This window comes from Vibrio sp. 2CM40D, from assembly GCF_023161825.1.
Taxonomy (GTDB): domain Bacteria; phylum Pseudomonadota; class Gammaproteobacteria; order Enterobacterales; family Vibrionaceae; genus Vibrio; species Vibrio alginolyticus.
Genome location: NZ_JALNTL010000006.1, coordinates 210,609 through 235,501, shown reverse-complemented (window position 1 = coordinate 235,501; position 24,893 = coordinate 210,609). Strand labels below are relative to the sequence as shown.

General features: G+C 45.1%; 22 protein-coding genes. 10 read left to right on the top strand and 12 right to left on the bottom strand.

Going from position 1 to position 24,893, the window contains the following annotated elements:
• Nucleotides 1–96 precede the first annotated feature (96 nt).
• The 3 genes from MTF70_RS15895 to MTF70_RS15885 form a co-directional block, all read right to left on the bottom strand.
• Nucleotides 97–780: an ATP-dependent zinc protease gene (locus MTF70_RS15895; RefSeq protein WP_005388032.1), complete on the bottom strand. Its 684-nt coding sequence runs from the start codon at nucleotides 778–780 to the stop codon at nucleotides 97–99.
• 11 nt (nucleotides 781–791) lie between these two features.
• Nucleotides 792–1,979, bottom strand: coding sequence for an amino acid aminotransferase (locus MTF70_RS15890; RefSeq protein WP_025767759.1), 1,188 nt, complete (start codon nucleotides 1,977–1,979; stop codon nucleotides 792–794).
• Nucleotides 1,980–2,134: 155 nt separating this feature from the next.
• Complete coding sequence (locus tag MTF70_RS15885) at nucleotides 2,135–2,992, bottom strand: AraC family transcriptional regulator (RefSeq protein ID WP_025767758.1); 858 nt, start codon at nucleotides 2,990–2,992, stop codon at nucleotides 2,135–2,137.
• A gap of 120 nt (nucleotides 2,993–3,112) precedes the next feature.
• Between MTF70_RS15885 and MTF70_RS15880 the strand changes: the two genes are divergently transcribed.
• Nucleotides 3,113–4,498: an MATE family efflux transporter gene (locus MTF70_RS15880; RefSeq protein WP_005388027.1), complete on the top strand. Its 1,386-nt coding sequence runs from the start codon at nucleotides 3,113–3,115 to the stop codon at nucleotides 4,496–4,498.
• An 84-nt stretch (nucleotides 4,499–4,582) separates the two neighbouring features.
• Here the strand turns inward: MTF70_RS15880 and nrdG are convergent, their stop codons facing one another.
• Nucleotides 4,583–5,053, bottom strand: coding sequence for an anaerobic ribonucleoside-triphosphate reductase-activating protein (nrdG, locus tag MTF70_RS15875; protein WP_017634628.1), 471 nt, complete (start codon nucleotides 5,051–5,053; stop codon nucleotides 4,583–4,585).
• A gap of 84 nt (nucleotides 5,054–5,137) precedes the next feature.
• Nucleotides 5,138–7,258, bottom strand: coding sequence for an anaerobic ribonucleoside-triphosphate reductase (gene nrdD, locus MTF70_RS15870; RefSeq protein ID WP_205391165.1), 2,121 nt, complete (start codon nucleotides 7,256–7,258; stop codon nucleotides 5,138–5,140).
• Nucleotides 7,259–7,567: 309 nt separating this feature from the next.
• On the opposite strand from nrdD, the gene MTF70_RS15865 reads away from it, so the two are divergent.
• Nucleotides 7,568–8,431 carry an endonuclease/exonuclease/phosphatase family protein gene (locus MTF70_RS15865; RefSeq protein WP_104976081.1) on the top strand — a complete coding sequence of 288 codons (864 nt, stop codon included), beginning with the start codon at nucleotides 7,568–7,570 and terminating at the stop codon, nucleotides 8,429–8,431.
• Nucleotides 8,432–8,467: 36 nt separating this feature from the next.
• Here MTF70_RS15865 and MTF70_RS15860 read toward each other — a convergent pair whose 3' ends face one another.
• The 3 genes from MTF70_RS15860 to MTF70_RS15850 are packed head-to-tail and all read right to left on the bottom strand — an operon-like array spanning nucleotide 8,468 to nucleotide 9,632.
• Nucleotides 8,468–8,908 carry a YeeE/YedE family protein gene (locus MTF70_RS15860; RefSeq protein WP_017820171.1) on the bottom strand — a complete coding sequence of 147 codons (441 nt, stop codon included), beginning with the start codon at nucleotides 8,906–8,908 and terminating at the stop codon, nucleotides 8,468–8,470.
• 14 nt (nucleotides 8,909–8,922) lie between these two features.
• Nucleotides 8,923–9,324: a YeeE/YedE thiosulfate transporter family protein gene (locus tag MTF70_RS15855; protein ID WP_005376208.1), complete on the bottom strand. Its 402-nt coding sequence runs from the start codon at nucleotides 9,322–9,324 to the stop codon at nucleotides 8,923–8,925.
• A 17-nt stretch (nucleotides 9,325–9,341) separates the two neighbouring features.
• A complete protein-coding gene (locus MTF70_RS15850) occupies nucleotides 9,342–9,632 on the bottom strand; it encodes a metalloregulator ArsR/SmtB family transcription factor (protein WP_005376206.1) in 291 nt (96 codons plus the stop codon).
• A 151-nt stretch (nucleotides 9,633–9,783) separates the two neighbouring features.
• Between MTF70_RS15850 and MTF70_RS15845 the strand changes: the two genes are divergently transcribed.
• Nucleotides 9,784–11,487, top strand: a complete 1,704-nt coding sequence (locus MTF70_RS15845) for an FAD-dependent oxidoreductase (RefSeq protein ID WP_205461024.1) — start codon at nucleotides 9,784–9,786, stop codon at nucleotides 11,485–11,487.
• Nucleotides 11,488–11,554: 67 nt separating this feature from the next.
• Here the strand turns inward: MTF70_RS15845 and MTF70_RS15840 are convergent, their stop codons facing one another.
• Nucleotides 11,555–12,253 (bottom strand): aspartate/glutamate racemase family protein, encoded by a 699-nt coding sequence (locus tag MTF70_RS15840; protein WP_176311566.1) that lies wholly within the window; start codon nucleotides 12,251–12,253, stop codon nucleotides 11,555–11,557.
• Nucleotides 12,254–12,392: 139 nt separating this feature from the next.
• Entirely contained in the window at nucleotides 12,393–13,193 is an 801-nt protein-coding gene (locus MTF70_RS15835; RefSeq protein WP_167416018.1) for a PhzF family phenazine biosynthesis isomerase, read from the bottom strand.
• Nucleotides 13,194–13,341: 148 nt separating this feature from the next.
• Between MTF70_RS15835 and MTF70_RS15830 the strand changes: the two genes are divergently transcribed.
• Nucleotides 13,342–13,791: a YkgB family protein gene (locus MTF70_RS15830; RefSeq protein ID WP_205461022.1), complete on the top strand. Its 450-nt coding sequence runs from the start codon at nucleotides 13,342–13,344 to the stop codon at nucleotides 13,789–13,791.
• Between the two features lie 198 nt (nucleotides 13,792–13,989).
• On the opposite strand, the gene MTF70_RS15825 is transcribed toward MTF70_RS15830, so the two are convergent.
• On the bottom strand, nucleotides 13,990–14,466 hold the full coding sequence (locus MTF70_RS15825; RefSeq protein WP_005376099.1) for a DM13 domain-containing protein: 477 nt from the start codon (nucleotides 14,464–14,466) through the stop codon (nucleotides 13,990–13,992).
• Nucleotides 14,467–14,661: 195 nt separating this feature from the next.
• Nucleotides 14,662–16,986 carry an FdhF/YdeP family oxidoreductase gene (locus MTF70_RS15820; protein WP_205461021.1) on the bottom strand — a complete coding sequence of 775 codons (2,325 nt, stop codon included), beginning with the start codon at nucleotides 16,984–16,986 and terminating at the stop codon, nucleotides 14,662–14,664.
• Between the two features lie 666 nt (nucleotides 16,987–17,652).
• On the opposite strand from MTF70_RS15820, the gene MTF70_RS15815 reads away from it, so the two are divergent.
• The 6 genes from MTF70_RS15815 to MTF70_RS15790 all read left to right on the top strand — a co-directional run bounded on the left by MTF70_RS15815 (nucleotide 17,653) and on the right by MTF70_RS15790 (nucleotide 24,818).
• Nucleotides 17,653–18,537: a LysR family transcriptional regulator gene (locus MTF70_RS15815; RefSeq protein ID WP_017820178.1), complete on the top strand. Its 885-nt coding sequence runs from the start codon at nucleotides 17,653–17,655 to the stop codon at nucleotides 18,535–18,537.
• A 53-nt stretch (nucleotides 18,538–18,590) separates the two neighbouring features.
• Nucleotides 18,591–19,421, top strand: a complete 831-nt coding sequence (fdhD, locus tag MTF70_RS15810; protein WP_053349912.1) for a formate dehydrogenase accessory sulfurtransferase FdhD — start codon at nucleotides 18,591–18,593, stop codon at nucleotides 19,419–19,421.
• Nucleotides 19,422–19,827: 406 nt separating this feature from the next.
• Entirely contained in the window at nucleotides 19,828–21,222 is a 1,395-nt protein-coding gene (gene uhpT / locus MTF70_RS15805) for a hexose-6-phosphate:phosphate antiporter (protein ID WP_021707729.1), read from the top strand.
• A 138-nt stretch (nucleotides 21,223–21,360) separates the two neighbouring features.
• Nucleotides 21,361–21,969, top strand: coding sequence for a transcriptional regulator UhpA (gene uhpA / locus MTF70_RS15800; protein ID WP_005376090.1), 609 nt, complete (start codon nucleotides 21,361–21,363; stop codon nucleotides 21,967–21,969).
• Nucleotides 21,969–23,471, top strand: a complete 1,503-nt coding sequence (gene uhpB, locus MTF70_RS15795) for a signal transduction histidine-protein kinase/phosphatase UhpB (RefSeq protein WP_205461018.1) — start codon at nucleotides 21,969–21,971, stop codon at nucleotides 23,469–23,471. Before uhpA ends, uhpB begins: the two co-directional genes overlap by 1 nt.
• A gap of 6 nt (nucleotides 23,472–23,477) precedes the next feature.
• A complete protein-coding gene (locus MTF70_RS15790) occupies nucleotides 23,478–24,818 on the top strand; it encodes an MFS transporter (RefSeq protein WP_005480243.1) in 1,341 nt (446 codons plus the stop codon).
• Nucleotides 24,819–24,893 lie beyond the last annotated feature (75 nt).

The following is a 24,893-nucleotide window of genomic DNA, read 5'->3' as shown; positions in this document are numbered from 1 at the left end:
CAAGCATATGATTCAATAAAAATAGCCTCCGATTTTGGAGGCCATTTTTTGCTAATCAAGAATTATTAGCTTGTAGCAGAAACTAGCTTTAATACATCAGTTTTTAGCGGTTTTTTTAGGTTTATCTTGCACATATTTTTTCGATACATCCACAACGGCAATATCTCTAAAAAAGCTTCGACCAAGCAAAATTGGAAACGTCATATGTCCGCGATCCGCTAACGTAAACTCTGTCTTTTCTTTGTGATCCCCAACGGTAATGTAGGCTTTTACCACCGCTCGTTTATCCACCTCTTCTGACGAAGACTGCTTAACTTTAGCCCAGCGCTCAACGGGTACTTTAAATTCTTTGGTGTCTTTGTCACCTAAATCTATCTTAAATTTAACCCAGTCTTTACCATCACGCTCAAACGGAACAATGTCAGTCGCACTAATTGATGATGTTGTCGCACCTGTATCGACTCTAGCCTTGAAAGTCTGGTCAATTTCAGGAACATAAACCCATTCTTCAGAACCAAGAATTAACATGCCATCGGGTGTTTTTGTGACCTTGACTGGCTTCTTAGGCTTTGGTTCCGGCTTTTTCTCAGGTTTCGCTTCTGGTTTGGGCTCCACCTCTGGCTTTGGATCTACATCAGGTTTCACTTCTGGCTCGACTTTAACGGGCTCTTCGACCTTTGGCGACTCTGGCTCAACAGGTTCCTGCGTCGTTTGAGTTGACGTACAAGCAATTAAACTGCCGCTCATCATAAGCGGCAGAATCAGTTTCCAGTTTTTCATCCACACTCCAATTAAGCTTGAGATACTTTCTTAATTGCGTCCGCTACGTATGGAATATGAGTTTCGGTAAGTCCGGCAATGTTAATTCGACCATCGCCAACACCATAAATGCCATAATCTTCACGCAGTTGCGCCATTTGGTTTCCACTAAAGCCTAGCACAGTAAACATGCCTTTGTGACCCTCAATGAAATCAAATTGATCTGTATTATGGTTGTTTCTCAACTCGTTACACAAACTTTGACGAAGGCTAACCAAACGATGTTGCATTTCACTCAATTCTTGCTTCCAAACGGAAGTGAGATTGTCATCTTGCAGAATGGTCTTAACTAAAGCTGCACCATGGTCGGGTGGCATCGTGTAAGTCGAGCGAGCTAGAGTGAGGAGTTTACCTTTTGCATTGGTTACATCATGCATGTTCTTACCAACCACAATCGCTGCACCAGTTCGTTCACGGTACAGACCAAAGTTCTTCGAACATGAAGTAGTAATCAACATCTCTTCAACGTTATCTGCCATAAAACGAAGGCCTTTTGCGTCTTCTTCTAGGCCATCACCGAAGCCTTGGTAAGCAATGTCCACAAATGGGATGAAACCGTTCTTCTGCGACAATTCTGTAATGGCTTGCCAAGCAGAGAAGTCAATATCCGCACCAGTTGGGTTGTGGCAACAACCATGAAGAAGTACCACATCTGAAGGCCCAGCTTTCGCAAGATCATCCATCATTTTTTCGGTGTCTACTTGTTTCGTTTCCGAAGAGAAATAGTGGTAGAACTTAACTTTAAGGCCTGCTGCTTCCATCACTGGCTTGTGGTTTACGTAGCTTGGGTTGGAAATCCAAACCGTCGTATCTGGCTGTGCGATCTTCATTAGATCACCGAGCATACGCAGCGCACCACTTGCACCTGGCGTTTGAATAGCTGCAACACGATCCATTGCAGACGTTCCCGTCAGTAGCAAATTGATCATGCTTTTATTAAATTCTTCGCAACCTGCAAGACCAACATAAGACTTGGTTTTTTGAGTTTCAACAACGACATCCTGCGCCATTTGAATGGCTTTCATAATCGGCGTTTCGCCTGCGCTGTTTTTGTATACGCCAATGCCAAGGTCAACCTTGTTTGGACGTTCATCGTTACGGTATGCAACGGATAGAGATAAAATAGGATCTAATACGGGAGTTGGGAGATTAGAAAACATGAAAGTCATAACCCTTTGAAATTCAAGTACCGAACCTCACGTTAACACCATCGCAAAAAATGACGAAATGATTTTTCACTTATTTCATCAATTAGAGAACAAAATTCTGGATTGCGGTGAGTTTTGTGCGCTCTATCGTTCAGAAAAAGAACGATTCACTCCTCGTTGTACCAATCCACTCTACCGTTTTTTCTAAACTCTCTTGGTGTCATGGTCGACCACGCTTTAAAACGTGTACTAAAGTTAGCGCTGGTCGGATATCCGACTATTTCTCCAATATGCTGAATTGGCCATTCTGTTGAACGAAGTAACCTAGCAGCATATTCCATGCGCATACGCGTTAAATGTGCCATTGGGCTTCGACCAAACTGCTTTTGAGTCAGTCGATGCAAATGAGGCTCCGAACATGGATATAGAGCCGCCACCTGCTCAACGCTCCAATCCTTATGGAGCTGACGTTGGACAAGGTCAAATACACGCCGAAGCCTCAATTGGCTGCGTGATATCGACTCTGAGGGCGGCATGTTTAACATCAGCTCTAACTGAGCCACACTATGCTCACCTACCGCACCACCATAATCGATTGGAAGGTTAATGCTGCGTAGTAACGTTTGGATACATGCATACATCACTTCAGGTGTAGATGAAAGCTGGTAGCGAACATCGCATTCTAATATCGGCCACTCTCTATCAGGAGCAAGAAAAAGCCACGCGATCTGCCAAGGTTCTTCTTCTATACCAAAACCGTTTTCAACACCTGCGGGTACTGTAATCAACGAGCCCGGTTCCAAATCGTATCGATAAGTCCCACTCTCTAGCCACCCTTTACCACGCACCGTATAGAGCAGCATGTGTTTCTTTTGGTTTTTACGATAAACAGAGAAGAAGTCACGACAAGTGGCAATGCCGCACTGCACAATGCCTCTCTCCTCAAGTGCTAATACTCGACTGTGATCAATAAACTCTTGATAAGTTTTTTCTGAAATCGCGTAGCGTTCTTGTTTATCTTCCATGATTTATTGGCTCACATGTGCGTTAGTAGAGAGTTTTACAAAGGTTTTGGATTCCTTTGAAAAATACACCGCCAAATCATGAGGATAAACTACTCGCATTAATCTTTAAGGAGAAATGCGATGCTCTTAACACGCGAATACATCGATAAAGCATTTTGGCAAAAGCTGATTACGATTGGCCTACCTGTTTCACTTCAGTCCATGCTTTTTGCTTTGCTCGGCGTCGTGGATATTTTCATGGTAAGCCTACTCGGAGAATCTGCAACGGCAGCAGTTGGAGTTGGAAATCGTATCTTTTTCTTCAACCTAGCGGTTGTCTTTGGCCTGTGCGGTGCAGTTACCGTACTTGCTTCTCAATACTACGGCTCAGGAAACCTAGCCGGAATTCGCAGAACGTTGGCGCAATCTTGGTTTATTTCCATTTTGGTGACGCTGCCGTTTATCGTTCTTTATGCGATTTTTGATGAAGAGATCGTCTCTTTTATGTCAGACGATCCTGAATACGTCACTTATGCACGTGATTATCTTGTGGTTACGGGCTTTAGCCTCATTGCTACGGCGATAGTAGTACCGATTGAAGCGGTATTGCGCTCCGTGGGCCAAACCAAACTGGCAACCAACGTTAGTATCTCCGCCATTGTCGTTAACGTCGCGCTTAATTATGTTTTGATTTTTGGTTTATTTGGTTTCCCTCAATGGGGCGTATTTGGTGCAGCCGTAGGTAGTTTTGTTTCTCGATTTTTCCAAACCGCCGTCTTGATTTATTTTTTCTACAAACGATATGCTTACCTAATTCCGACTAAGTTCGATTGGGTACAAGGCCGCTTAAAACAGTATCGAAAAAAGTACTTTAAGGTTTCTTTACCCATGTTGGTCCACGATGCACTTTGGACTGGTGGATTGATCGTTTACAGCATCATCTATGGTCAATTGGGCGTTTCAGAACTGGCGATCATCTCATTCTTATCACCGATTGAAGGGGTACTGATTTCAACCTTTATGGGATTTGCGGTCGCTGCATCCGTTCTTCTTGGGAATGATATTGGTGCAAAACATTATGACCGAGTCGAGAAAACGGCGTGGTGGTATGTGTTAACCAGCGCAATCTTAGCCACCTTGCTGTTTTTCCTAGTGTGGTTGAGCTCGCCCATGATTCATCACCTATTGGTACTGAGCCCGTTAACCGATGCAGACATGGCACTTAACGTATGTTTAGTCATGGCGCTAGGTATGATTTTGAGGGTGTTTAACATGGTTGGGATTGGCGGCGTACTAAAGAGTGGCGCTGATATTCGCTATAGCATTTTCATCGACACGTTCGGTCAGTGGGCTATTGGCATCCCCCTTACTTATTACACAGGCATGGTGTTAGGGCTGCCTTTGCATTTTGTCTTGATGTCTCTGCTCGCGGAAGAGTTAGTGAAAGGCGTACTGACGACTTACCGTATTCAATCTAAACGTTGGATAAATAATATGGTTGAAGATGACCAATCGGTGACAGCGTAACCTAAAAGACATTAACGAACTCACACCAAAAGGGCTCACCCGTTATGCACGCGTGAGCCCTTTTTATGTGCGGAGAATGCTTGATTAGATGTCCGTAAAGCGATGAATGATTTGGTTTGAACTGCCACGCCATTCGAGATTGAGGTCTTTCTTGTCTTGTTCAAACTTACCATCAATCAAAACATCGATGTATTGCACCACTTCCCTTTGCGCGTTATTCAGTTCCGTCAGCGTGTAGCCAGTCCAAACCCAAATGTCTTTACCTGGGCACTCCTCTCTCACCCTTTTCACTATCTTCAAAATATGAGGCACATTAGCAGGGTGAAGCGGATCTCCACCCGACAACGACAAGCCACGGCGTTTGATACGCGTGTCGTTTAAGTCAGCGATGATTTTGTCTTCCGCTTCTTGCGTGAAAAGTACACCAGAATCCAAACGTTGCGTCGACTGGTTATAACACCCACGGCACTGATGCACACAACCCGACACAAACAGCGTGCAGCGCGTACCCGGTCCGTTAACAACGTCAATTGGATAGTATTGGTGGTAATTCATAATGCGTCTCTGTGTTATCGCGAAAGAGAAAATCAACCTGTTTAAAGTTGATTTTCAAAGTGTTAAAACGAGTGGTAGTAAACCTTACAGGTGTTTAACTCGGCGCTTCACTTCTTCTTGCTTACCGAAGTTAAACGGGCGTGCATCTGGGCTGCCTAGGTAGCCACAAACTCGACGTGTTACTGATACTTTAGTTGAGTCATGGTTACCACAGCTTGGGCAAGTGAAGCCTTTACTTGTACAGTCAAACTCGCCGTTGTAGCCACACTCGTAGCACTCATCAATTGGCGTGTTTGTACCGTAGTAAGGCACTCGGGTGTAACTGTAGTCCCATACGTTTTCTAGTGCTTCAACGTTACGTTGCATGTTCGGGAACTCGCCGTAACAGATAAAGCCGCCGCTTGAGATTTCTGGGTAAGGCATCTCAAAGTCGATCTTGTCGTACGGGTTCACCTTCTTCTCAACATCTAGGTGGAAGCTGTTGGTGTAGTAACCTTTGTCTGTTACGCCTTCAATTACACCGAACTCTTTCGCATCGATGCGGCAGAAACGGCTGCATAGGTTTTCACTTGGCGTTGCATATAAGCTGAAGCCATAGCCAGTTTCGTCAGCCCATTGATTCACAGCATCTTTTAGATGCTTGATGATAGCGACCGCTTTTTCACGCAAAACAGCGTCATCATAAACGTGCGCTTCTGTACCGAATAGCGCGTTAATTGTCTCGTGTACACCGATGTAACCAAGAGAAATAGACGCACGACCGTTCTTGAAGATATCTGCGATTGAGTCGTCTGCTTTCAAGCGAACACCACATGCGCCTTCCATGTATAGGATTGGGGCCACGCGTGCTTTCACGTTTTCAAGGCGAGAGATACGTGTCTCTAGTGCTTTACGAGCAAGACGTAGGCGGTCATTTAGAAGCTCGTAGAATTTCTCTTCGCTTCCGTTTGCACGGATAGCGATACGAGGAAGGTTCAAGCTCACGACGCCAAGGTTGTTACGACCTTCGTGAATCAGCTCACCGCTTTCTTCGTAAGTACCAAGGAAGCTACGGCAACCCATTGGCGTTTTGAATGAACCGGTTACTTCCACTACTTTGTCGTAGTTAAGAATGTCTGGGTACATACGCTTAGACGCACACTCAAGCGCAAGTTGCTTGATGTCGTAGTTTGGATCTTCTGATTTGTGGTTCAAACCATCTTTGATGCCGAATACAAGTTTAGGGAATACCGCTGTTTTACGGTTCTTGCCTAGACCTGCAATACGATTCTTCAGAATCGATTTCTGGATAAGGCGTGATGCCCAGCTTGTACCAAGACCAAAACCAAACGTAACGAATGGTGTTTGACCGTTCGCCGTGTGTAGCGTGTTTACCTCGTACTCTAGAGATTGGAACGCGTCGTAACACTCTTTCTCAGTGCGTGCTTTTGCGAACTCTTCTGGCTCAGCAATGTTCCACTCTTTTGCGATCTCTAGGTGTTTCTCGTAGCTTGTGATTACGTACGGTTCTAGAACCTCATCAATACGGTTGATGGTTGTACCGCCGTAAATGTGGCTCGCGACTTGAGCAATGATTTGCGCTGTTACCGCTGTTGCAGTCGAAATTGATTTTGGCGTATCAATCTCAGCGTTACCCATTTTAAAACCATGCGTCAGCATGCCTTTAAGATCGATAAGCATACAGTTAAACATTGGGAAGAACGGTGCGTAGTCTAAATCGTGGTAGTGAATGTCACCCACTTCGTGCGCTTGAACCACATCGCGAGGAAGAATGTGCGTCTTCGCGTAGTGTTTCGCTACGATACCAGCCAACAAGTCACGTTGAGTCGGAATTACTTTGCCGTCTTTGTTCGCGTTCTCGTTGATTAGATCCAGATTACTTTCTTCAATCAAACCTTCGATTTCGCGAGTTAGTGCACTTTGCTTCTCACGAGCGATGTCGCGATCGTGGCGATATTCAATGTAAGAACGCGCTAGGGCTTTGTAAGGACCTTGCATGAGTTCATTTTCGACTAAGTCTTGAATCTCATGGATGTGAACTTCATCGTGTTCTCTTAACTGTAACTCGACAGCAAGAGCCACATTAAGAGCATAAATAGCGACATCTTTATCTTTGTTTTCCGCTGCTGCTTCAACTGCTGCTTGGATACGATCCCTGTTGAACGGAGCTCTTGATCCGTCGCGTTTGATTACGATTGGTTTCACTTTGTTCTCCTTACCCGAGCATACTCACAGAGTTATCCACAAACACACTATATGGGGTTGTTTTTTATTTTGGCAACACAATATATTGTGGCGTATTTAACGAGAAGCACCACTCGAAAACATTGATTTTGATCAATAAAGATTGGCTAGCGAACAAGAAGAAATCGATCTTATTGGCGTTGATCTCAGTTGCGAAGAAAACCATGAAAATTGCAAAATTGGTACTAAATCTACTTGCTATTTTTGGAGGTCTTGTAGGATAAAGGATGGAAAGGAATACGCTAAAAGATAGGAGTGCAACAGGCCAAAATGCGATCACTTTTTGTTACGTTAATATTACTTTTTAGTTCTCTTTCATTTGCTCAAAACTCCATCAATCTAACCAGTTGGAACATAGAATGGTTATCTATAGATGGTGGAAAAGTGTCGAGAACACCACAAGATTTTGAAAAGCTGACCCACTATGTGGATAAAACACAAGCCGACATTTTTGCTTTTCAAGAAGTCGAAAGTGCTGCTGCCATCCAAAAAGCCGTTGGCAATGACTTCACTATTTATCTTTCCGATCGTTCAAACGCCTCCAACCGACACCTTCAGTTTAACGACACCAACCAATACACAGGCTTTGCCGTGCGCAATGGCGTAAGCGTATTAGACAAGCCAGACTTCTCTATCACACGAGGCAACAGCAAGCTTCGCTTCGCGAGCTACCTTGTTTTAAATCCAAACCAAGAACACGAGACTCACCTACTCTCTGTACATCTGAAAGCGGGTTGCAGTGGCGCGTATCGTAATAACCGCGATTGTAAGATAGTGAAACAACAAGGACAGGCACTAGCTAAGTGGATAAAGGCGCGCGAGGACAACAAACAACATTATGTCGTGCTTGGCGACTTTAACCACAACTTGGGTTATCAAGGAGATTGGTTGTGGGACGTGATATCGGACAATACTAGTGCAAAGCTAGTGACTAAAGACACTAAAGCGGAATGTAAAGTGCGCTCTAATCGTAATCCGAATAAAACCCACCAATTCCGCTCGGTGATAGACCACATTATTGCGAGTGGTGATTTAAAGGCGTCGTCTGGTGTTCAAACCGTTTTCAAAACACAAGATGTACTCGACTATAAACTGAGTGACCATTGCCCGGTTTCTACGACACTCACTTTTTAGCGTTTAAGTACTCTTTTTAACGTTGAAGTACTTTCTTTATTGACGAACCACTCTTTTAGCGGTGAATGACCCAACCAACATTGCCGCTATAAAGAGCAGAACTTGTGTGTTGCCAGTAAAAAGGCTGGCAACCGCAGGACCAGGACACACACCCAGTAAGCCCCAACCAATACCAAACAGTGCTGCACCACCGACTAACTTTTTGTCTATCGTTTTAGAAGTCGGACAGACAACCTCATCACCAAACACAGATTCGCTTCTTGGCTTTATTAATAAAAGATAAGCAGGAACGAACACAACAAGTGCTCCGCCCATAACGAAGGCTAAGCTTGGGTCCCATGAACCGGTAATATCAAGAAAGCCGATCACTTTTGCCGGATCTGCCATACCAGAGACCACCATACCAATACCAAAGAGCACACCAGAAAATGCAACAACGGACATTTGCTTAATACTTTTCATTACGTGAGTTTTCATAACGGCACTATTCCTCACGATACTAGCAAGACGGTTAACATGGCTGTGGCCATAAAAGTACACGTCGCGACCACAGAACGGATTGAGAAACGCCCTATCCCACAAATGCCATGACCACTAGTACAACCATTGCCGATACGCGTACCGACACCGACTAACAAGCCAGCAACGATAACTAAAACAACAGAACCGCTGTACTGTTCTGGTACATGCCCGCCAAGAACATAAACAGCAAACACGCCACCTAATACCATCGCAATTAAAAAAACAATGCGCCAAACGCGATCTGCGTTCTCAACGGCACCGTTTAAGATCCCACTGATCCCAGCAGTCTTGCCAGTAAATAGCATCAGTGTTATCGCTGATACGCCAACTATTATGCCGCCCAACAGCGACATCCAAGGAACTTCAAACATAGCAACCGCCAAACTAATTACTTACAGAAAACTTGCTTAAAGGCCTCAACCAGCGGACCAACTCTTTCATCAGAAATTGAATAAAATACCTGCTGAGAAACTTTTCTAGCTTTAATAATGTCGTGCTTTCTCAATACGGTGAGATGTTGTGAAAAAGCAGATTGGCTTAATGATGAACCTTCAAAAAGTTCACCGACCCCTTTCTCGCCTTCAATCAGCTTACACATCACGATTAGGCGCTCTGGATGAGCCATAATTTTAAGCAGCTCACTCGCTTCGGTCGCACTTTGTAGCATACTGTCGCCCATTCTTATGCCTCTTCATTACTACATTACATTTTATTAGATATTACTAATTAATATTATTAAGTCAATGCTAATGTAGATTAAATAACATTAGACTTAGCTAATTTATTTAAGTAAGGTGTAGGCGTTTTCGATCATTCAGCAGGAGAAATCCATGAGCAAAATCGTGATTATTGGTGGGGTTGCTGGCGGTGCATCTGCAGCAGCTCGCGCTCGTCGTCTTAGTGAAGACGCAGAAATCATTATGTTTGAACGCGGTCCATTTGTGTCATTTGCAAACTGTGGCTTACCCTATCACATTGGTGGCGATATCCAAGAGCGCAGCAAACTGCTTCTTCAAACGCCTGAGAGCTTTCTAGCGCGTTTCAATGTTGATGTCCGTGTGATGAACGAAGTGGTTTCTATTAACCGTCAAGACAAAACGGTTACGGTTAACAATTTGCTTGATGGCTCGGAATACCAAGAGAGCTACGACTTTCTTCTACTTAGCCCTGGCGCAGGTCCAGTTGTGCCGCCTATTCCGGGTATTGATAACCCGTTAACACACTCGCTGCGCAATATTCCAGATATGGATCGCATCATTAAAACGATCGAAACCAACAAAGTTGAACACGCTACGGTCGTTGGTGGTGGTTTTATCGGTTTGGAAATGATGGAAGCCTTCCACCAGCTAGGCATAAAAACCACATTAGTTGAAATGGCGGATCAAGTGATGACGCCCGTTGACCGTGAAATGGCTGGCTTCGCACATGCTGAAATTCGTGAGAAAGGCATCGACCTTAAACTTGGCGTCGCACTTGAGTCGGTGAAATTCGTACCTAACGAGCACGTGGCAAGTTTCGACTCTGGTGAGAGCGAAAAACACCAACATCTAGAAGGTGAATTGGAATTAACACTAAACAACGGTGAAAGACTCACCACCGATATTTTGATTATGGCAATTGGTGTTCGCCCCGAGACCAAATTAGCAAAAGAAGCTGGCTTAGAAATCGGCGCTCTTGGTGGTATTTATACCAATGAATACATGCAAACCAGCGATCCTTCGATCTACGCTGTCGGCGACGCGGTAGAAGAGAAAGACTTTGTGACTGGCGAGCAAACTCTAGTGCCACTTGCGGGCCCGGCAAACCGCCAAGGCCGAATGGCAGCAGACAACATGCTTGGCCGCCAAGAAACTTACCAAGGTACGCAAGGCACGGCGATCTGTAAGATTTTTGATTTAGCCGTCGCTTCTACTGGTAAAAACGAGAAACAGCTGAAACGTGAAAACATCGCTTATGAAAAAGTGTATGTGCATACAGCAAGTCACGCGAGTTACTACCCAGGTGCAGAAACCGTGTCATTCAAAATGCTGTTTGATCCAGTAACAGGTAAAATATTAGGTGCGCAAGCAGTAGGTAAAGACGGTGTTGATAAACGTATCGACGTAATGGCAGTTGCTCAGCGTGCTGGTATGACGGTAGAGCAACTGCAACACCTCGAGCTAACTTACGCGCCACCTTATGGCTCTGCTAAAGATGTAATTAACCAAGCGGCGTTTGTGGCAAATAACATAATCAAAGGCGATGCGGCCGCGATTCATTATGATGAAATGGATTCACTGACAGAAGACCAACTGTTACTTGATGTTCGTAATCCTGGTGAATTGGAGTCCGTTGGTTATCTTGAAGGTGCAGTTAATATTCCTGTCGATCAACTACGTCGTCGCATGCACGAACTTCCTAAAGACAAAGAGATCGTGATTTACTGTCAAGTTGGGTTACGCGGTAACGTAGCATACCGTCAGCTGGTCAACAATGGTTACAAAGCCCGCAACTTGATTGGTGGATACAGAACTCTCAAATTTGCTCGCTTATAACTTGATAATAAAAAAGAGAAAACCACGTGCTTGGTTTTCTCTTTTTTTGCAGGAAAGAAAGCGTAGATCATTCACCTTCAATTGCCAAACGGACTGCTGCTTGAGCATGGATAGAAGTGGTATCGAGTAGTGTAACATCGGTGTGACTTTGGTTTACAAGTAAGGCAATTTCAGTACACCCGAGAATCACAGCTTCAGCTCCCTGCTCTTTTAGTTTTTCAATAATTTGCAAGTATATCGTCCTTGACTCCTCTTTGATTTCACCTTGGCATAACTCTTTATAAATAATGTTATGTACTTTAGAGCGGTCGTCTTGATCGGGAATGATGACATCAAGCCCATAGAGGTCTGAAAGCCTTCCTTTATAAAAGTCTTGCTCCATTGTGAATTGAGTACCAAGGAGTCCGACCTTTTGAACCCCTTTCTCACGAAGTAACTCAGCAGTCGCGTCTGCGATATGTAGTATGGGGATATTAATACTGGCTTCAATTTGAGGCGCAACTTTGTGCATTGTGTTAGTACAAATAAGAATGAAGTCAGCGCCCCCTTTTTCTATTGAAGATGCAGCATCAGATAGAATGCTTGCCGTTTCTTCCCATTTACCTTGATGTTGAAGTTTCTCTATCTCCGAAAAATTCACGCTATACATACAAATTTTTGCGGAATTTAGGCCGCCTAACGCCTCTTTGACTCCTTCGTTGATCAATTTGTAATAACTAAGCGTCGACTCCCAGCTCATACCACCTAGAAGACCGATAGTTTTCATATAACTCTCCAATCGTTATACACCACCGTGCCAGGGGTGTTTTTACAAAAAAAATCAGCCACTTAAATAAGCAGCATTCAAGCGTCTTCACTATTGAGCATCGGGTAACACGAAAATAAAATCATTCCCACAAGGACCGCTACGCGATTCTCATATATCCTCGCAATATCGTTACTGCATTTCCAGAAAGCTTAACGTGCTCAGTGCTTAACAACTCTGTATGGACGACCCCACTTCTCTTGGAGGTTTGGAAGCCTTTCAGTTGCTTTTTGTTGAGCTCTTTAGCCCAGTAAACACATAAAGCGCAATGTGCAGAGCCTGTAACTGGGTCCTCATTAACACCTACCCAAGGCGCGAAGTATCGAGAGACAAAATCGGCGTCAGTGCTTGATTGAGCAGTGATGACGACGCCACGGCCTTTTTGTTTAAGCAGCGCACCAAAATCAGGGTCGAGTTGTTCAAGCACAAATTCATCATTAATGACGACCAACTGCTTATTATCAAACTGACCGTAGGCGACTACATTGGCGGCATCTAGCCCCAAACCATGAAGTAAGTCTTTGTTAATACTAGCTCGCATATCTAAAGTTGGAACAGGAAACACCAAATGAATTTCTTCATGATCGAGTTGTGCAGTTAAAACCCCAGATAGCGTAACGAACTCAATCGTATCTCCAGTATTATATAACCCCTGCTCTTTCAGAACGTGCGCCGTTGCAAGTGTGCCGTGTCCACACAAAGCAACTTCCGTCCTCGGTGTAAACCAACGAAGTTGCATCGTACTGAGTGACAGAAATGCCGTTTCAGATAACGACATCTCGGCCGCGATGGCCAACATCGTTTCCTCATCAAGGCTTGACTCTGTGATACAAACACCCGCGGGATTACCTTTGAAAACCTCTGATGTAAACGAGTCAACCTGAAAAATTTTAACTTCCACGAAATATCCTTAAGTTCTATCAAACACGTAATTCTGTATCACGTGATTTTTAATATCTGTTGTTTGAGCGAAAAAAAACCTATGAAATTTTCTACCAACCTTATAGGTCTTGTTGGAAGCGCTAACAAACAGGAGAATGTAGTTAATTATGCAAAACGTAAAAAGCCATCATCAATGTGACTCAATTGGATATCTTATCGGAGTTTTCGGCGTTTCTTTAGTTCTAATATGGATTGGTATTTATAAATTCACACCTACAGAGGCTAAGCTTATACAACCGCTCGTTGAAAATCATTTTCTGATGAGTTGGTTGTATGATGTGATGTCAGTTCAAGCCGTATCAAACATCATTGGCGCAACAGAAATCATTGTCGCTATTGGATTAATCGTTGGCCTTAAAAGCACACGAGTCGCTTATTTTTCTGGCATAGCCGCCGCAATTATTTTTCTTGCGACACTCAGCTTTCTAATTACGACACCGAATACATGGAAAGTGTCTGATGGGGTTTTGGTGACAAACTTCTTTTTAGTAAAAGATATTCTATTTTTAGCCATTGCGATTAGCGTCATCGAACGAAACAAGCCAAACAGAGAATAACTCTAAATAGTTCGAAATCTTGTTTTTCCAGAACGTAGCCTGAAAGGTGCAAACGACTTACAAGTCGAATGGTTCTGTCAATAACTCTAAACAAAGGCTCTTAAATTTAGAATGTTTAAGAGTCTTTGCCTCTTAATTATGCGAAACAACATCCTAGCGTAAAGTGAAAAGAAAAGCCTTTCACTCTACTGCTAAGGTTTATTGATACTTTGCCGAAGTAATGAACTCACCGAATGTCTCGCACCATACAACAACCGTATTGTATTCAGAAATTGAAGTGCTTTGAGGAACCTCAACAACGAAGTTATCGAACGTTTTGACATCACCAATTAAGCTCATCTCAGATTTAAGGTCATTAAACTCTTGTTCCGTTTCGACAAACTTAGGAGATAGATAGAGTTTATAGTCTGGTCCGGGAGCGAGTTTTCCTACCAACGTAATGACTTCAGAACTCAAATGAATCTCTCCCTCTCCCCAATGAAAAGCATCGCTACCTTTGAGTTCCCTCTTAAACACTGCGCTGTATTCTGCACCTTGCTTGCTCTTAGCAACTTGTTCATCGGTCGGCGCAGGTGGTGCAATAAGGATCGGTAAAGTATAGATACCTATCGCAATGCCAATAGAAACTGCCACTAAGTGACTGATTGTTAATTTAATTATATTTTTCAAGGTCATAAGCATCTTCTTATTAGTTTTACTACTTGAAATTAGATTCAAATCGGCCTTATCTGTCTATTATCGAGCAGCATAATGTCATTAACATTATACACAAGCTATGCGCACTAAATGCAGACTGAGCGCAATTAAAAACGGCTGATAATTAATATCAGCCGTTTGCTTATCGGAAATGTCGTTGTGCCGGTTTGGTCACTATTCCGCTTCCACCAAAGCGATCTTATCGGATGTCGATTTTTCCAATTTTATCGCAATAAACTTAGAGGTTGGCGTAAACGTTCTATCCCCATAACTATCTAAAGGAACCAATGGGTTCGTTTCTGGATAGTAAGCCGCCGCCTGACCTGCTGGCACATCATAGGCAACAAGCGTAAATCCGCTTACGCGACGCTCTACGCCATCTTCCCATAATGACACCATGTCCACTTTGTCGCCTGGTTCAAAACCGTGTTTACGAATATCCGCTTCATTGATAAACAGCACTTCGCGCATACCAAATACTCCACGATAACGGTCATTCAAGCCGTAAAGTGTCGTATTGTATTGGTCATGTGAGCGCATGGTTTGCAAAATCAAATCTGGCTTTTGGCCTTTTTCGAGTATCGCTTCGCTGATCAACTGCTTCGGCAACTCGCTAGAGCTGAACTGCGCTTTGCCGCTTGGTGTGTTCCATCGACGCTCAGCAGCTGGGTTTACCAAGTGGAATCCACCCGGGTGTTTAAGCTTATGGTTAAAGTCGGTAAAGCCCGGAATCGTGTCGGCAATCAAATCGCGAATACGGTCGTAATCTTCAATCGCCCACAACCAATCAATTGGTTTTGCCCCGAGTGTAGCATTGGCAATACCGGCAATAATCGCTGGTTCTGAACGCAAATGCTCCGAACGCGGTTTTAGCTGACCAAATGAGATATGTACCATGCTGAAAGTATCTTCAACCGTCACACCTTGTGGGCCCGTCGCTTGCTGATCAATCTCGGTACGGCCTAAGCACGGAAGAATAAGCGCATCTTTACCTGTGACAAGGTGAGAACGATTTAACTTCGTCGAAATGTGTACGGTTAAATTACAGTTTCGCATCGCGTTGTGCGTACGTTCTGTGTCTGGCGTTGCTTGTGCAAAGTTACCGCCCAAACCGATAAATACTTTCGCTTGCCCTTCTTCCATTGCTTTAATGGCTTGCACAGTGTTGTGGCCTTCACCACGCGGGACGGCAAAGGCAAATCGACTTTCGATGCGATCTAACAACAGATCTGAAGGTTTTTCATCAATGCCCATCGTACGGTCGCCCTGAACGTTACTGTGACCACGCACTGGTGAAAGACCCGCGCCCGGCTTACCAACGTTACCTCGTAACATTTGCACGTTTGCGACTTCTTTAATGGTTGGTACAGAGTGACGATGCTGAGTCAACCCCATCGCCCAACACATGATCACACGTTCTGCACGTCGATACATGCTCGCCACCATCTCGATTTCACTTAAATCAAGACCCGATTGTTCCGCGATGTGTTCCCAAGAGGTTGCGTCCACTTCAGCCAAATACTCATCAATACCTATCGTGTGTTGTTTGATGAATTCACGGTCAAATACCGCTTTGCCACCGTTTTGCAATGCCTCGCGTTCCCATTGCAACAAGAATTTCGCGATGCCACGAAACACTGCCATGTCTCCGCCCAAAGCAGGACGCAGGTACGCCGTGTTTGTAGGTTCTGAGCCGTTACTCAACATCTCTATCGGCATTTGTGGGTTTTGGAAACGCTCTAATCCGCGCTCTTTCAGCGGGTTTAGACAGATAACCTGAGCACCACGTTTTACCGCTTCGCGCAGAGGTTCAAGCATTCGTGGGTGATTCGTGCCCGGGTTTTGACCAATCACGAAAATCGCATCAGCTTCTTCAAAATCATCAAAGATCACTGTGCCTTTACCAACGCCAATGGTGTCTTTCATCCCGATTGCACTGGCTTCGTGACACATGTTGGAACAATCTGGGAAGTTGTTGGTACCGAATGCGCGGACAAATAGCTGATACAAAAACGCCGCTTCGTTGCTTGCACGACCAGAGGTATAAAACTCCGCTTGGTGCGGTGAATCCAATTGGTTGAGATGTTTAGCCACAAGAGAAAAAGCCTCATCCCAAGAGACAGGCACATAGTGGTCGGATTCGGCATCGTATCGCATTGGGTGTGTGATACGGCCTTGGTATTCCAACCAGTAATCGGTTTGCGTTGAGAGAGAAGAAACGCTGTGATTGGCAAAAAACTCAGGATCAACCAGACGATTGGTTGCCTCCCAGTTTACCGCTTTCGCGCCATTCTCACAGAAATTGACTTTACCACTATCTGGCGACTCGCCCCATGCACATCCCGGACAGTCGAAACCGCCATTTTGGTTGGTTTTGAGCATAGTGCGAATGTTTTTAACTGCATTTTCACTGCCCCACCAACTTCTGGTTACGGCTTTCAGTGCACCCCAACCACCAGCTGGACCTTTGTATGCTTTTATTTGTTCTTTTTGGCTCACGACTTTACTCCTCGCAGATATACCAGCAAGCAGGGTGCCCGTGAAAACAAGCGCGTTATTTATTGAGATAATGCGGAAGTATTGAAGGGCTTAGTTTCTAATCCATGTATTTTTTAATCCAAATAAGTAACCACTCAACACGCTCTCGCTTGTCCGAGCGTTTACTTATCTAGATTCTTGATATCGGATACCCGCCTACTGTTTCTAAGACTGGTAGATTCAATTCGCATTGTTGCGTCTTGATCTAAATCAAAGATTAAGTCGATATTCAATATGCGTCCAATTGATAATCCTGACCGAGTGATAAACAAAGTCTATGACGAATTTTTCCACTGACGGTCATCACATTTTTAATCAATACAATTTATGAGGTTAATCGTTTTTCTATTCGATTCCGCCTAGTTCGCTTAACGAACTCAATAAAATCGCTACTCTTGATAATAGATAATATCTATCACACTATAGATACTTTAAATTTGACCCTAATTAATATCAGGAATAGCCTTGATTCAGATCAATTTTGAGTGTGGTTTTATTCTTGACTTGGTTTTGGTTTTTCATTCCCCAGTTAAAACGCTCCAGCGCTTAAAAAGTACGGTAGTGCTGTGCCCTTTTTAGGGAGTTCCCCCGTACATGTGACTCACAACGCAAGGTTAACAAGCCATTATGGATATCAAACAACTTAAATATCTCATCGCACTTGAACAGACCAAACACTTTGGTCAAGCCGCCGCATTGTGCCACATTACGCAGCCTACTTTGTCCATGAGAATCCGAAGCTTAGAGGAAGAACTCGATCTCGAATTAATCCAAAGAAGTCAAAGATTTGAAGGATTTACTGAAGCCGGAGAACGCATTTTAGCTTGGGCAAAAACCGTCTTAGCAGCTCATGATGGATTGCAAGCCGAAGCCGCCAACTGCCGTGGTCAGTTGGTAGGCTCTCTTCGGCTTGGAATGGTGCCACTCGCCAGCCAAAACCCGATGCAATTGCTCAAACCATTAGCTCAACAGTTCCCTGAGTTACGCTTTCAAATACTCTCCATGACGACCGAACAGATCATAGACCAACTCAATCGCAATCAACTTGATTTGGGGATGTGTTATGTCGATCAAGTCAACACCGCTTACTTCGATGTTATCGAACTAGATTCAACCAAACTTGGCGTTTTATTCGATGAGCGTCATTTTGATTTTGCCGAATCTGAAGTGTTGTGGGAGTCACTCAATAACATTCCGCTAGGGCTGCTTTCGAAGGGCATGCACTATCGCCACTCCATTGATCTTAGCTTTGTGAGTAAAGGGCTGGTTCCGCAAACCGTCATTGAAAGTAACTCCACCTTTCACTTGATCCAAGCAGTAGCCAGTGGCCTTTGTTGCGCCATTATGCCGCTGAATTGTGGATTGGAAGAGTTGAACGATACGCTTCGCATTATCCCTATCGAAGAAGCCGCCGTTCACGCCCCTCTAGGTTTGTTAAAGCGAAAACAAGAACCCTTCTCCGCGCTAACCGATCAGTGCTTCGCAGAAGCAAAAAACATATTCAATCGATAACAAGAATCCACACGTCAATTTTTGGCATACATAACGGCTTATGAGGTGATTTCATGAGATGTACTACTCAATCTTATTTAGAACTGTCCGATTTCAATCAAGCACCACCTCAACCAAGTGCGTTCAATTACCGAGAATTGATTGATGGCCGCCCAGTGCAACAAATGTCGCTGGCGAGTGAATCCGCCTTAGCTATCAGCTATAACGGCATTAGCCAAGCGGTCATGATGGTGACGCCAGGCCATCTGGAAGACTTCGTGAAAGGATTTAGCCTAAGCACAGGCATCGTCCACGATTTCAAAGAGATTAAAGACATTGAAATTGGTGGCGATCACGAATCTCACTATGCGGAAGTGGAAATCAGCAACCGCGCTTTCTGGGCGTTAAAAACACAGCGCCGAAATCTTGCCGGCACAACCGGATGCGGCATTTGTGGTGTAGAGGCTCTGGAACAAGCTTTGCCTGATTTGGCACCGCTAACACCGTCTCTTCCTCCGCGCTCCGATGTATTCGAAGGGCTGCGAGACAAAGTCGCACTGCATCAAGAAGCCGCACGTGAATCTGGCGCGTTACACGCCGCTTTATTTGCAGATTTACAAGGCAACATCAAGTTGTGCCGAGAGGACATCGGCCGTCACAACGCGCTAGATAAGTTGATTGGCGCATTGACCAACAATCACATCGAGCCTCAAAGTGGCTTCGCAATCATGACAAGCCGTTGCAGCTTGGAGTTGATCCACAAAGCCGTTCGCGCGCGTATCCCCACTCTGGTTTGCTTATCTGCGCCTACAGCGTTAACTGTCGAATGGGCAAGAAGAAACCATTTGAACCTAATTCACTTGCCAAAACACGGCTCGCCGCGTCTATACAGCCCCGCGCCTTAACACGTCAACCTAATCGAATTCATAATATTTCTAACGGAGACCTCTGGGTCTCTGTTGTTTGCTTCTCGTTCCCAATTGATACTTAGCGACAAGACACTATTCTCTCCAACCAAACGTGCTCACCCCTTGTCAGCACTAAGCTTGCGTATATTAACCTGCTTGCATTTGAACGCTTTCCAACCCGATAAGAACCCTGTCAAAAACCCATAAATTAGTAAGGATTTTGTGTGACTCTTTTCACGCTTTTCCGCCTTCCTAGGCATTTCTAGGAATTTTTCCTAGCCGATCTAGGCAACCATCTCATGTGCCTTACAAAACCACTCTCTAGAATTCCGCTCAGTCAAAGGTAACAAGAGCGCATAACGGCCGCCGTTGTGTTTCTAAAACAATTACAAGAGAGTTCATCATGTTAAAATTCCTCGAACAGGTGCGGAAGCCGACCCTCGATCTTCCTGTCGAAGTTAGAAGAAAGATGTGGTTTAAACCGTTCATCCAATCTTACTTGGTCGTATTCATCGGCTACCTAACCATGTACTTGATTCGTAAGAACTTCAATGTCGCGCAAAACGACATGATCTCAACTTACGGTTTGAGCATGACAGACCTAGGTCTTATTGGCCTTGGCTTCTCCATCACATACGGCATCGGTAAAACCGTTGTGTCTTACTACGCTGACGGTAAGAACACCAAGCAATTCCTCCCTTTTATGCTGATCCTTTCTGGTCTTGCAATGCTTGGTTTCAGCTTCAGCATGGGCGGCGGTAGTGCAAGCCTGTTCTTGATGGTGGCTTTCTACGCTCTAAGTGGTTTCTTCCAAAGTACTGGTGGCCCTTCTAGTTACTCAACCATTACAAAATGGACACCTCGTAACAAGCGCGGCTCTTACCTAGGCTTGTGGAACATGTCACACAACGTTGGTGGTGCGGGCGCAGCGGGTGTTGCTCTTTTCGGTGCCAACTACCTATTCGACGGCCACGTAATCGGCATGTTCGTGTTCCCTTCTATCATCGCGATCATCGTTGGCTTTATCGGTATGCGCTTTGGTAGCGACTCACCAGAAGCTTACGGTCTAGGTAAAGTAGAAGAACTTTTCGATGAAGCAGTGAGTGAAGAAGACACCGCCGCTGAAGAAAACCAGATGACCAAAAAAGAAATCTTTGTTGAATACGTTCTTAAAAACAAAGTTATCTGGCTACTTTGCTTTGCCAACATCTTCCTTTACATCGTGCGTATTGGTATCGACCAATGGTCAACGGTATACGCGTACCAAGAACTTGGTCTGTCAAAAGAAACGGCAATCTCTGGCTTTACTCTATTCGAAGTCGGTGCGCTTGTGGGTACTTTGATGTGGGGTTACTTATCTGACTTAGCAAACGGTCGCCGCGCATTGGTTGCTTGTGTGTCTCTTGGTTTGATCATCGTATCGCTTGAGTTCTACCAACACGCCACTAGCGAGTTCATGTACTTAGCCTCTCTATTTGTATTGGGCTTCTTGGTGTTTGGTCCGCAACTTCTTATCGGTGTTGCCGCGGTTGGTTTTGTCCCTAAAAAAGCAATCAGTGTAGCTGACGGAGTAAAAGGTACATTCGCTTACCTAATCGGTGACAGCTTCGCGAAACTTGGTCTCGGTATGATTGCAGACGGTACACCTATCTTCGGCTTAACAGGTTGGAAAGGTACCTTCGCAGCTCTAGATACCTCCGCCATGATTTGTATTGTTTTGCTTGCTTTCGTCGCTATCGCGGAAGAGAAGAAGATTCGACACGCGAAGAAGCTTCAACTTGCACAAAACCAAGCCTAACTTCTCTGCGCGCTTTACTTCGGTAAAGCGTGCAAGATCATTAAAATGAGTTGATCAATTCAGTATCATTAAAGGTTTTTCTATTGGCTCCTGTTGGAGCTTATTGTTGTTAGTCGTCTGCTCTATTTGGTTGTAATAATGATTCATGTTGCTCTAGTTGATGATCACGTCATCGTGCGTTCAGGTTTCGCACAATTATTAAATTTAGAAAGTGATATTACCGTTGTCGGTGAATTCGGCTCTGTCGCCGAAGCGCGCAAAGGCTTGCCTGCGGTACACCCTCATGTCGTCATCCTAGATATCTCCATGCCAGATGAAAGCGGCTTAAACTTTCTTAGCGAAATACCAACTGGCATTGCCTGCGTGATGCTTAGCGTGCATGACTCCCCTGCGATGGTGGAAAAATCACTAAAGCTAGGTGCAAAAGGCTATCTTAGTAAACGCTGTAGCCCAGACGAACTTATTCAAGCCGTGAGAACCAGTGCTTCTGGCGGCTGTTACCTCACATCAGATATTGCACTTAAACTTGCAACGCCTAGCGACAACACCACCTCTCTATGCCAACTGACAAAACGTGAAAACGAGGTATGTCAGCTACTTGCGACCGGTTTGGATGTAAAGTCTGTCGCGGCAGAGCTTGGCTTGAGCCACAAGACCGTGCATGTGCATCGTGCGAATGCCATCGACAAACTCGGCGTGAAAAACAACGTTGAGCTCGCCAAACTATTTTCTCAAGAGTCCTTTTAATGCGAGCTTACGCTGTTACCACCATTTGCGGACTATTTGTTATGGCTTGCGCCTGGTTCTGCTTATGGGTGATTGCCTATTACTTTGTCAATGATCCCGAACTGGCGATCTTATTGTTTCCTTTCGCTTTAAGATTAGGTGTCGCCCTGCACACTCGCACCGCTTATTGGCCGACGATTTACCTTTCGGAGTGGGGACTTTCCATCGCACTTGCGATCTTACTGGGTCAACCGCAGTGGCTTACCGTGCTGATTGCGAGCATTGCCAGTATCCCGGTCACTCTGATTGCGAAAAAATACTACTACGGAGACCAAAACCGCCATTTAGCCGTGATGAGCGCAGTCATTATCATTAGCGCGTTTATTAATGTGATGGCCGTTGGTTTTCACGTTCCTTCGGTTTACATGGTATGGCTGGCTAGCATTTCTGGAGGCTTGCTCGTGGTGCCTATGTGCTACTTGTTATGGAGTTATTTGTTCCAAAGTCGTTGGTCTCCGCTTAGCTCTCTCCTACTAAGTAATGCCGTTGTATTTCAGGTGCGTCATATCGTGCTTTATGCGCTACTTTTGATCGGCAGTATTTTGGTGCAAACCAGTTTGCCTGAAGAGCTAAAACGATTTGCGCCGTTTTGTATGGCGATTCCAATCATCGTGCTTGCTCTGCGTTACGGCTGGCAAGGTGCTCTACTCGCCACCATGCTCAACAGCATTGCGCTGATTGCGGCTCGCAGCGGCGTATCAAATCTAGAAATCACCGATTTGTTATTATCTCTCTCGGCGCAAACCATCACCGGCATTATGCTCGGCTTAGGGGTTCAGAAACAAAAAGACCTCAATCACAAACTGCGCGGCGAACTTGCACGCAATCAGAATTTGTCTCGCCAGCTTATCAAAGCGGAAGAGTCCGTAAGACGCGATATTGCGCGCGAACTGCATGACGAAATCGGACAGAACATCACGGCAATCCGCACACAAGCCAACATCATTAAACGAGTGAACAACGCTGAAACACGCGTGGGTTGCGCCGACATGATCGAAGGGCTTTCCCTCAACGTGTACGACACCACTAAGCGACTGTTAAGCAAGCTAAGACCAAAAATGCTGGATGATTTGGACTTAAAAGAATCCGTCGAGCAACTGACGCGAGAGATGGAATTCGCCAATCACGGAACAACTGTTCAACTGAACTGGCAAGGCGATTACACCAGCCTGAGTGACACACTCAAAGTAACCCTATTCCGTTTATGCCAAGAGTCATTAAATAACGCAGCCAAGTACGCAGAAGCGCAGTTGATCAATATTGAACTGACAATTGGAGAAACGGCGGTGTCATTGATGATTCACGATGATGGTGTCGGTTTCAAAGTTCAGGACAGTATGAAAGGCATGGGCGTTCGCGGCATGCAAGAGCGTGTGCACGCGTTAGGTGGAAAAATGGTTATCTACTCCACCAGCGATCAAGTGATCGGCACACAAATCAGCATTACTTTACCTAAGGTGTAACTCAAGATGTTTGGATTTTTACGTTCACCTAAATTTACTCAACCGAGTCTAAGCAACGAGCAAATCGACCAGCGTTACCGCCATTGGCGTTTGCACATTATGTTGGGGATGTACATCGGCTACGCAGGTTTCTACTTTACCCGTAAGACCTTTAACTACGCCGCACCAGCGATGATTACCGATCTTGGCTTAGATAAAGGCGATTTGGGTCTTATCGGTACGCTTTTCTACATCACCTACGGCTGCTCGAAGTTTATTTCTGGCACGATTTCGGATCGCTCTAATCCTCGTTATTTCATGGGATTAGGATTGATTGCGACAGGTCTGGTCAACATCGCGTTCGGCTTTTCTAGCTCACTCGCGGCTTTCATTACTCTGTGGATCTTAAACGCGTGGTTCCAAGGCTGGGGCTGGCCTTCATGCTCGAAGCTGTTAACCACTTGGTATTCACGCTCCGAGCGTGGCTTCTTATGGGCCATTTGGAACACCGCACACAACGTTGGTGGCGCGCTGATCCCTATTTTGGTGGGCTATTTAACGTTGCACTACAGCTGGCGTGAAGGTTTTATTCTACCCGGCATCATCGGGGTATTACTCGGTCTATTCGTTTGTTGGCGATTGCGCGACAAACCCACAACAATGGGTTTACCAAGTGTCGGCCAATGGCGCAACGACGCACTAGAACTTGCGCAAGAAAATTACGGACGTGGCCTCACCTACCGCGAAATTCTGAAATCGTACGTATTTAACAACAAATACATCTGGCTGCTCGCGTTCAGTTATGTGTTGGTTTACATCGTCCGAACCGCAATCAATGACTGGGGAAACCTGTACTTGACCGAGCAGCATCACTATAGCCTGATTAATGCCAACGCTGCTCTGTCGATGTTTGAAATCGGCGGTTTTGTTGGTTCATTGGTTGCGGGTTGGGGCTCAGACAAACTCTTTGGCGGTAACCGTGGGCCAATGAACTTGCTGTTCGCGATTGGGATTTTCTTATCTGTCTCCGCGCTTTGGCTAATGCCTCTGACCAACTTTGCATTCCAAGCAGCGGGATTGTTCTCCATCGGCTTCTTTGTCTTTGGACCACAAATGCTGATCGGTATGGCGGCGGCGGAGTGCTCTCACAAAGACTCTGCCGGCGCGGCAACAGGATTCGTGGGCTTGTTCGCCTACATGGGCGCAGCATTGTCTGGCTATCCGCTGGCGTTAATTCTTGAAGAGTATCATTGGACGGGTTTCTTCATCACCATTTCAGTTTGTGCAGCCGTCATTGGCCTTTTGTTGCTGCCATTTTTGCAAGCGCAGCCATCACGAAAACCTCTCGAACCAAAGCCTCGGTTGTAAATCGACTTATCGCCCTTCGGGCCAATTGGCGAGTGACCTAACCGCGCTCGCCCTCCTTATTTAACGTATCTCTGC

Bases quoted from the DNA above. Each gene is read 5' to 3' on its own strand.
- MTF70_RS15790 (WP_005480243.1), top strand. From the start codon at position 23,478: ATGTTTGGATTTTTACGTTCACCTAAATTTACTCAACCGAGTCTAAGC.
- MTF70_RS15890 (WP_025767759.1), bottom strand. From the start codon at position 1,979: ATGTTTTCTAATCTCCCAACTCCCGTATTAGATCCTATTTTATCTCTA.
- MTF70_RS15845 (WP_205461024.1), top strand. From the start codon at position 9,784: ATGAGCAAAATCGTGATTATTGGTGGGGTTGCTGGCGGTGCATCTGCA.
- MTF70_RS15850 (WP_005376206.1), bottom strand. From the start codon at position 9,632: ATGGGCGACAGTATGCTACAAAGTGCGACCGAAGCGAGTGAGCTGCTT.
- MTF70_RS15885 (WP_025767758.1), bottom strand. From the start codon at position 2,992: ATGGAAGATAAACAAGAACGCTACGCGATTTCAGAAAAAACTTATCAA.
- fdhD (WP_053349912.1), top strand. From the start codon at position 18,591: ATGAGATGTACTACTCAATCTTATTTAGAACTGTCCGATTTCAATCAA.
- MTF70_RS15895 (WP_005388032.1), bottom strand. From the start codon at position 780: ATGAAAAACTGGAAACTGATTCTGCCGCTTATGATGAGCGGCAGTTTA.
- MTF70_RS15860 (WP_017820171.1), bottom strand. From the start codon at position 8,908: ATGAAAACTCACGTAATGAAAAGTATTAAGCAAATGTCCGTTGTTGCA.
- MTF70_RS15865 (WP_104976081.1), top strand. From the start codon at position 7,568: ATGCGATCACTTTTTGTTACGTTAATATTACTTTTTAGTTCTCTTTCA.
- MTF70_RS15825 (WP_005376099.1), bottom strand. From the start codon at position 14,466: ATGACCTTGAAAAATATAATTAAATTAACAATCAGTCACTTAGTGGCA.
- MTF70_RS15855 (WP_005376208.1), bottom strand. From the start codon at position 9,324: ATGTTTGAAGTTCCTTGGATGTCGCTGTTGGGCGGCATAATAGTTGGC.
- MTF70_RS15840 (WP_176311566.1), bottom strand. From the start codon at position 12,253: ATGAAAACTATCGGTCTTCTAGGTGGTATGAGCTGGGAGTCGACGCTT.
- MTF70_RS15815 (WP_017820178.1), top strand. From the start codon at position 17,653: ATGGATATCAAACAACTTAAATATCTCATCGCACTTGAACAGACCAAA.
- MTF70_RS15830 (WP_205461022.1), top strand. From the start codon at position 13,342: ATGCAAAACGTAAAAAGCCATCATCAATGTGACTCAATTGGATATCTT.
- uhpT (WP_021707729.1), top strand. From the start codon at position 19,828: ATGTTAAAATTCCTCGAACAGGTGCGGAAGCCGACCCTCGATCTTCCT.
- uhpA (WP_005376090.1), top strand. From the start codon at position 21,361: ATGATTCATGTTGCTCTAGTTGATGATCACGTCATCGTGCGTTCAGGT.
- MTF70_RS15880 (WP_005388027.1), top strand. From the start codon at position 3,113: ATGCTCTTAACACGCGAATACATCGATAAAGCATTTTGGCAAAAGCTG.
- nrdG (WP_017634628.1), bottom strand. From the start codon at position 5,053: ATGAATTACCACCAATACTATCCAATTGACGTTGTTAACGGACCGGGT.
- uhpB (WP_205461018.1), top strand. From the start codon at position 21,969: ATGCGAGCTTACGCTGTTACCACCATTTGCGGACTATTTGTTATGGCT.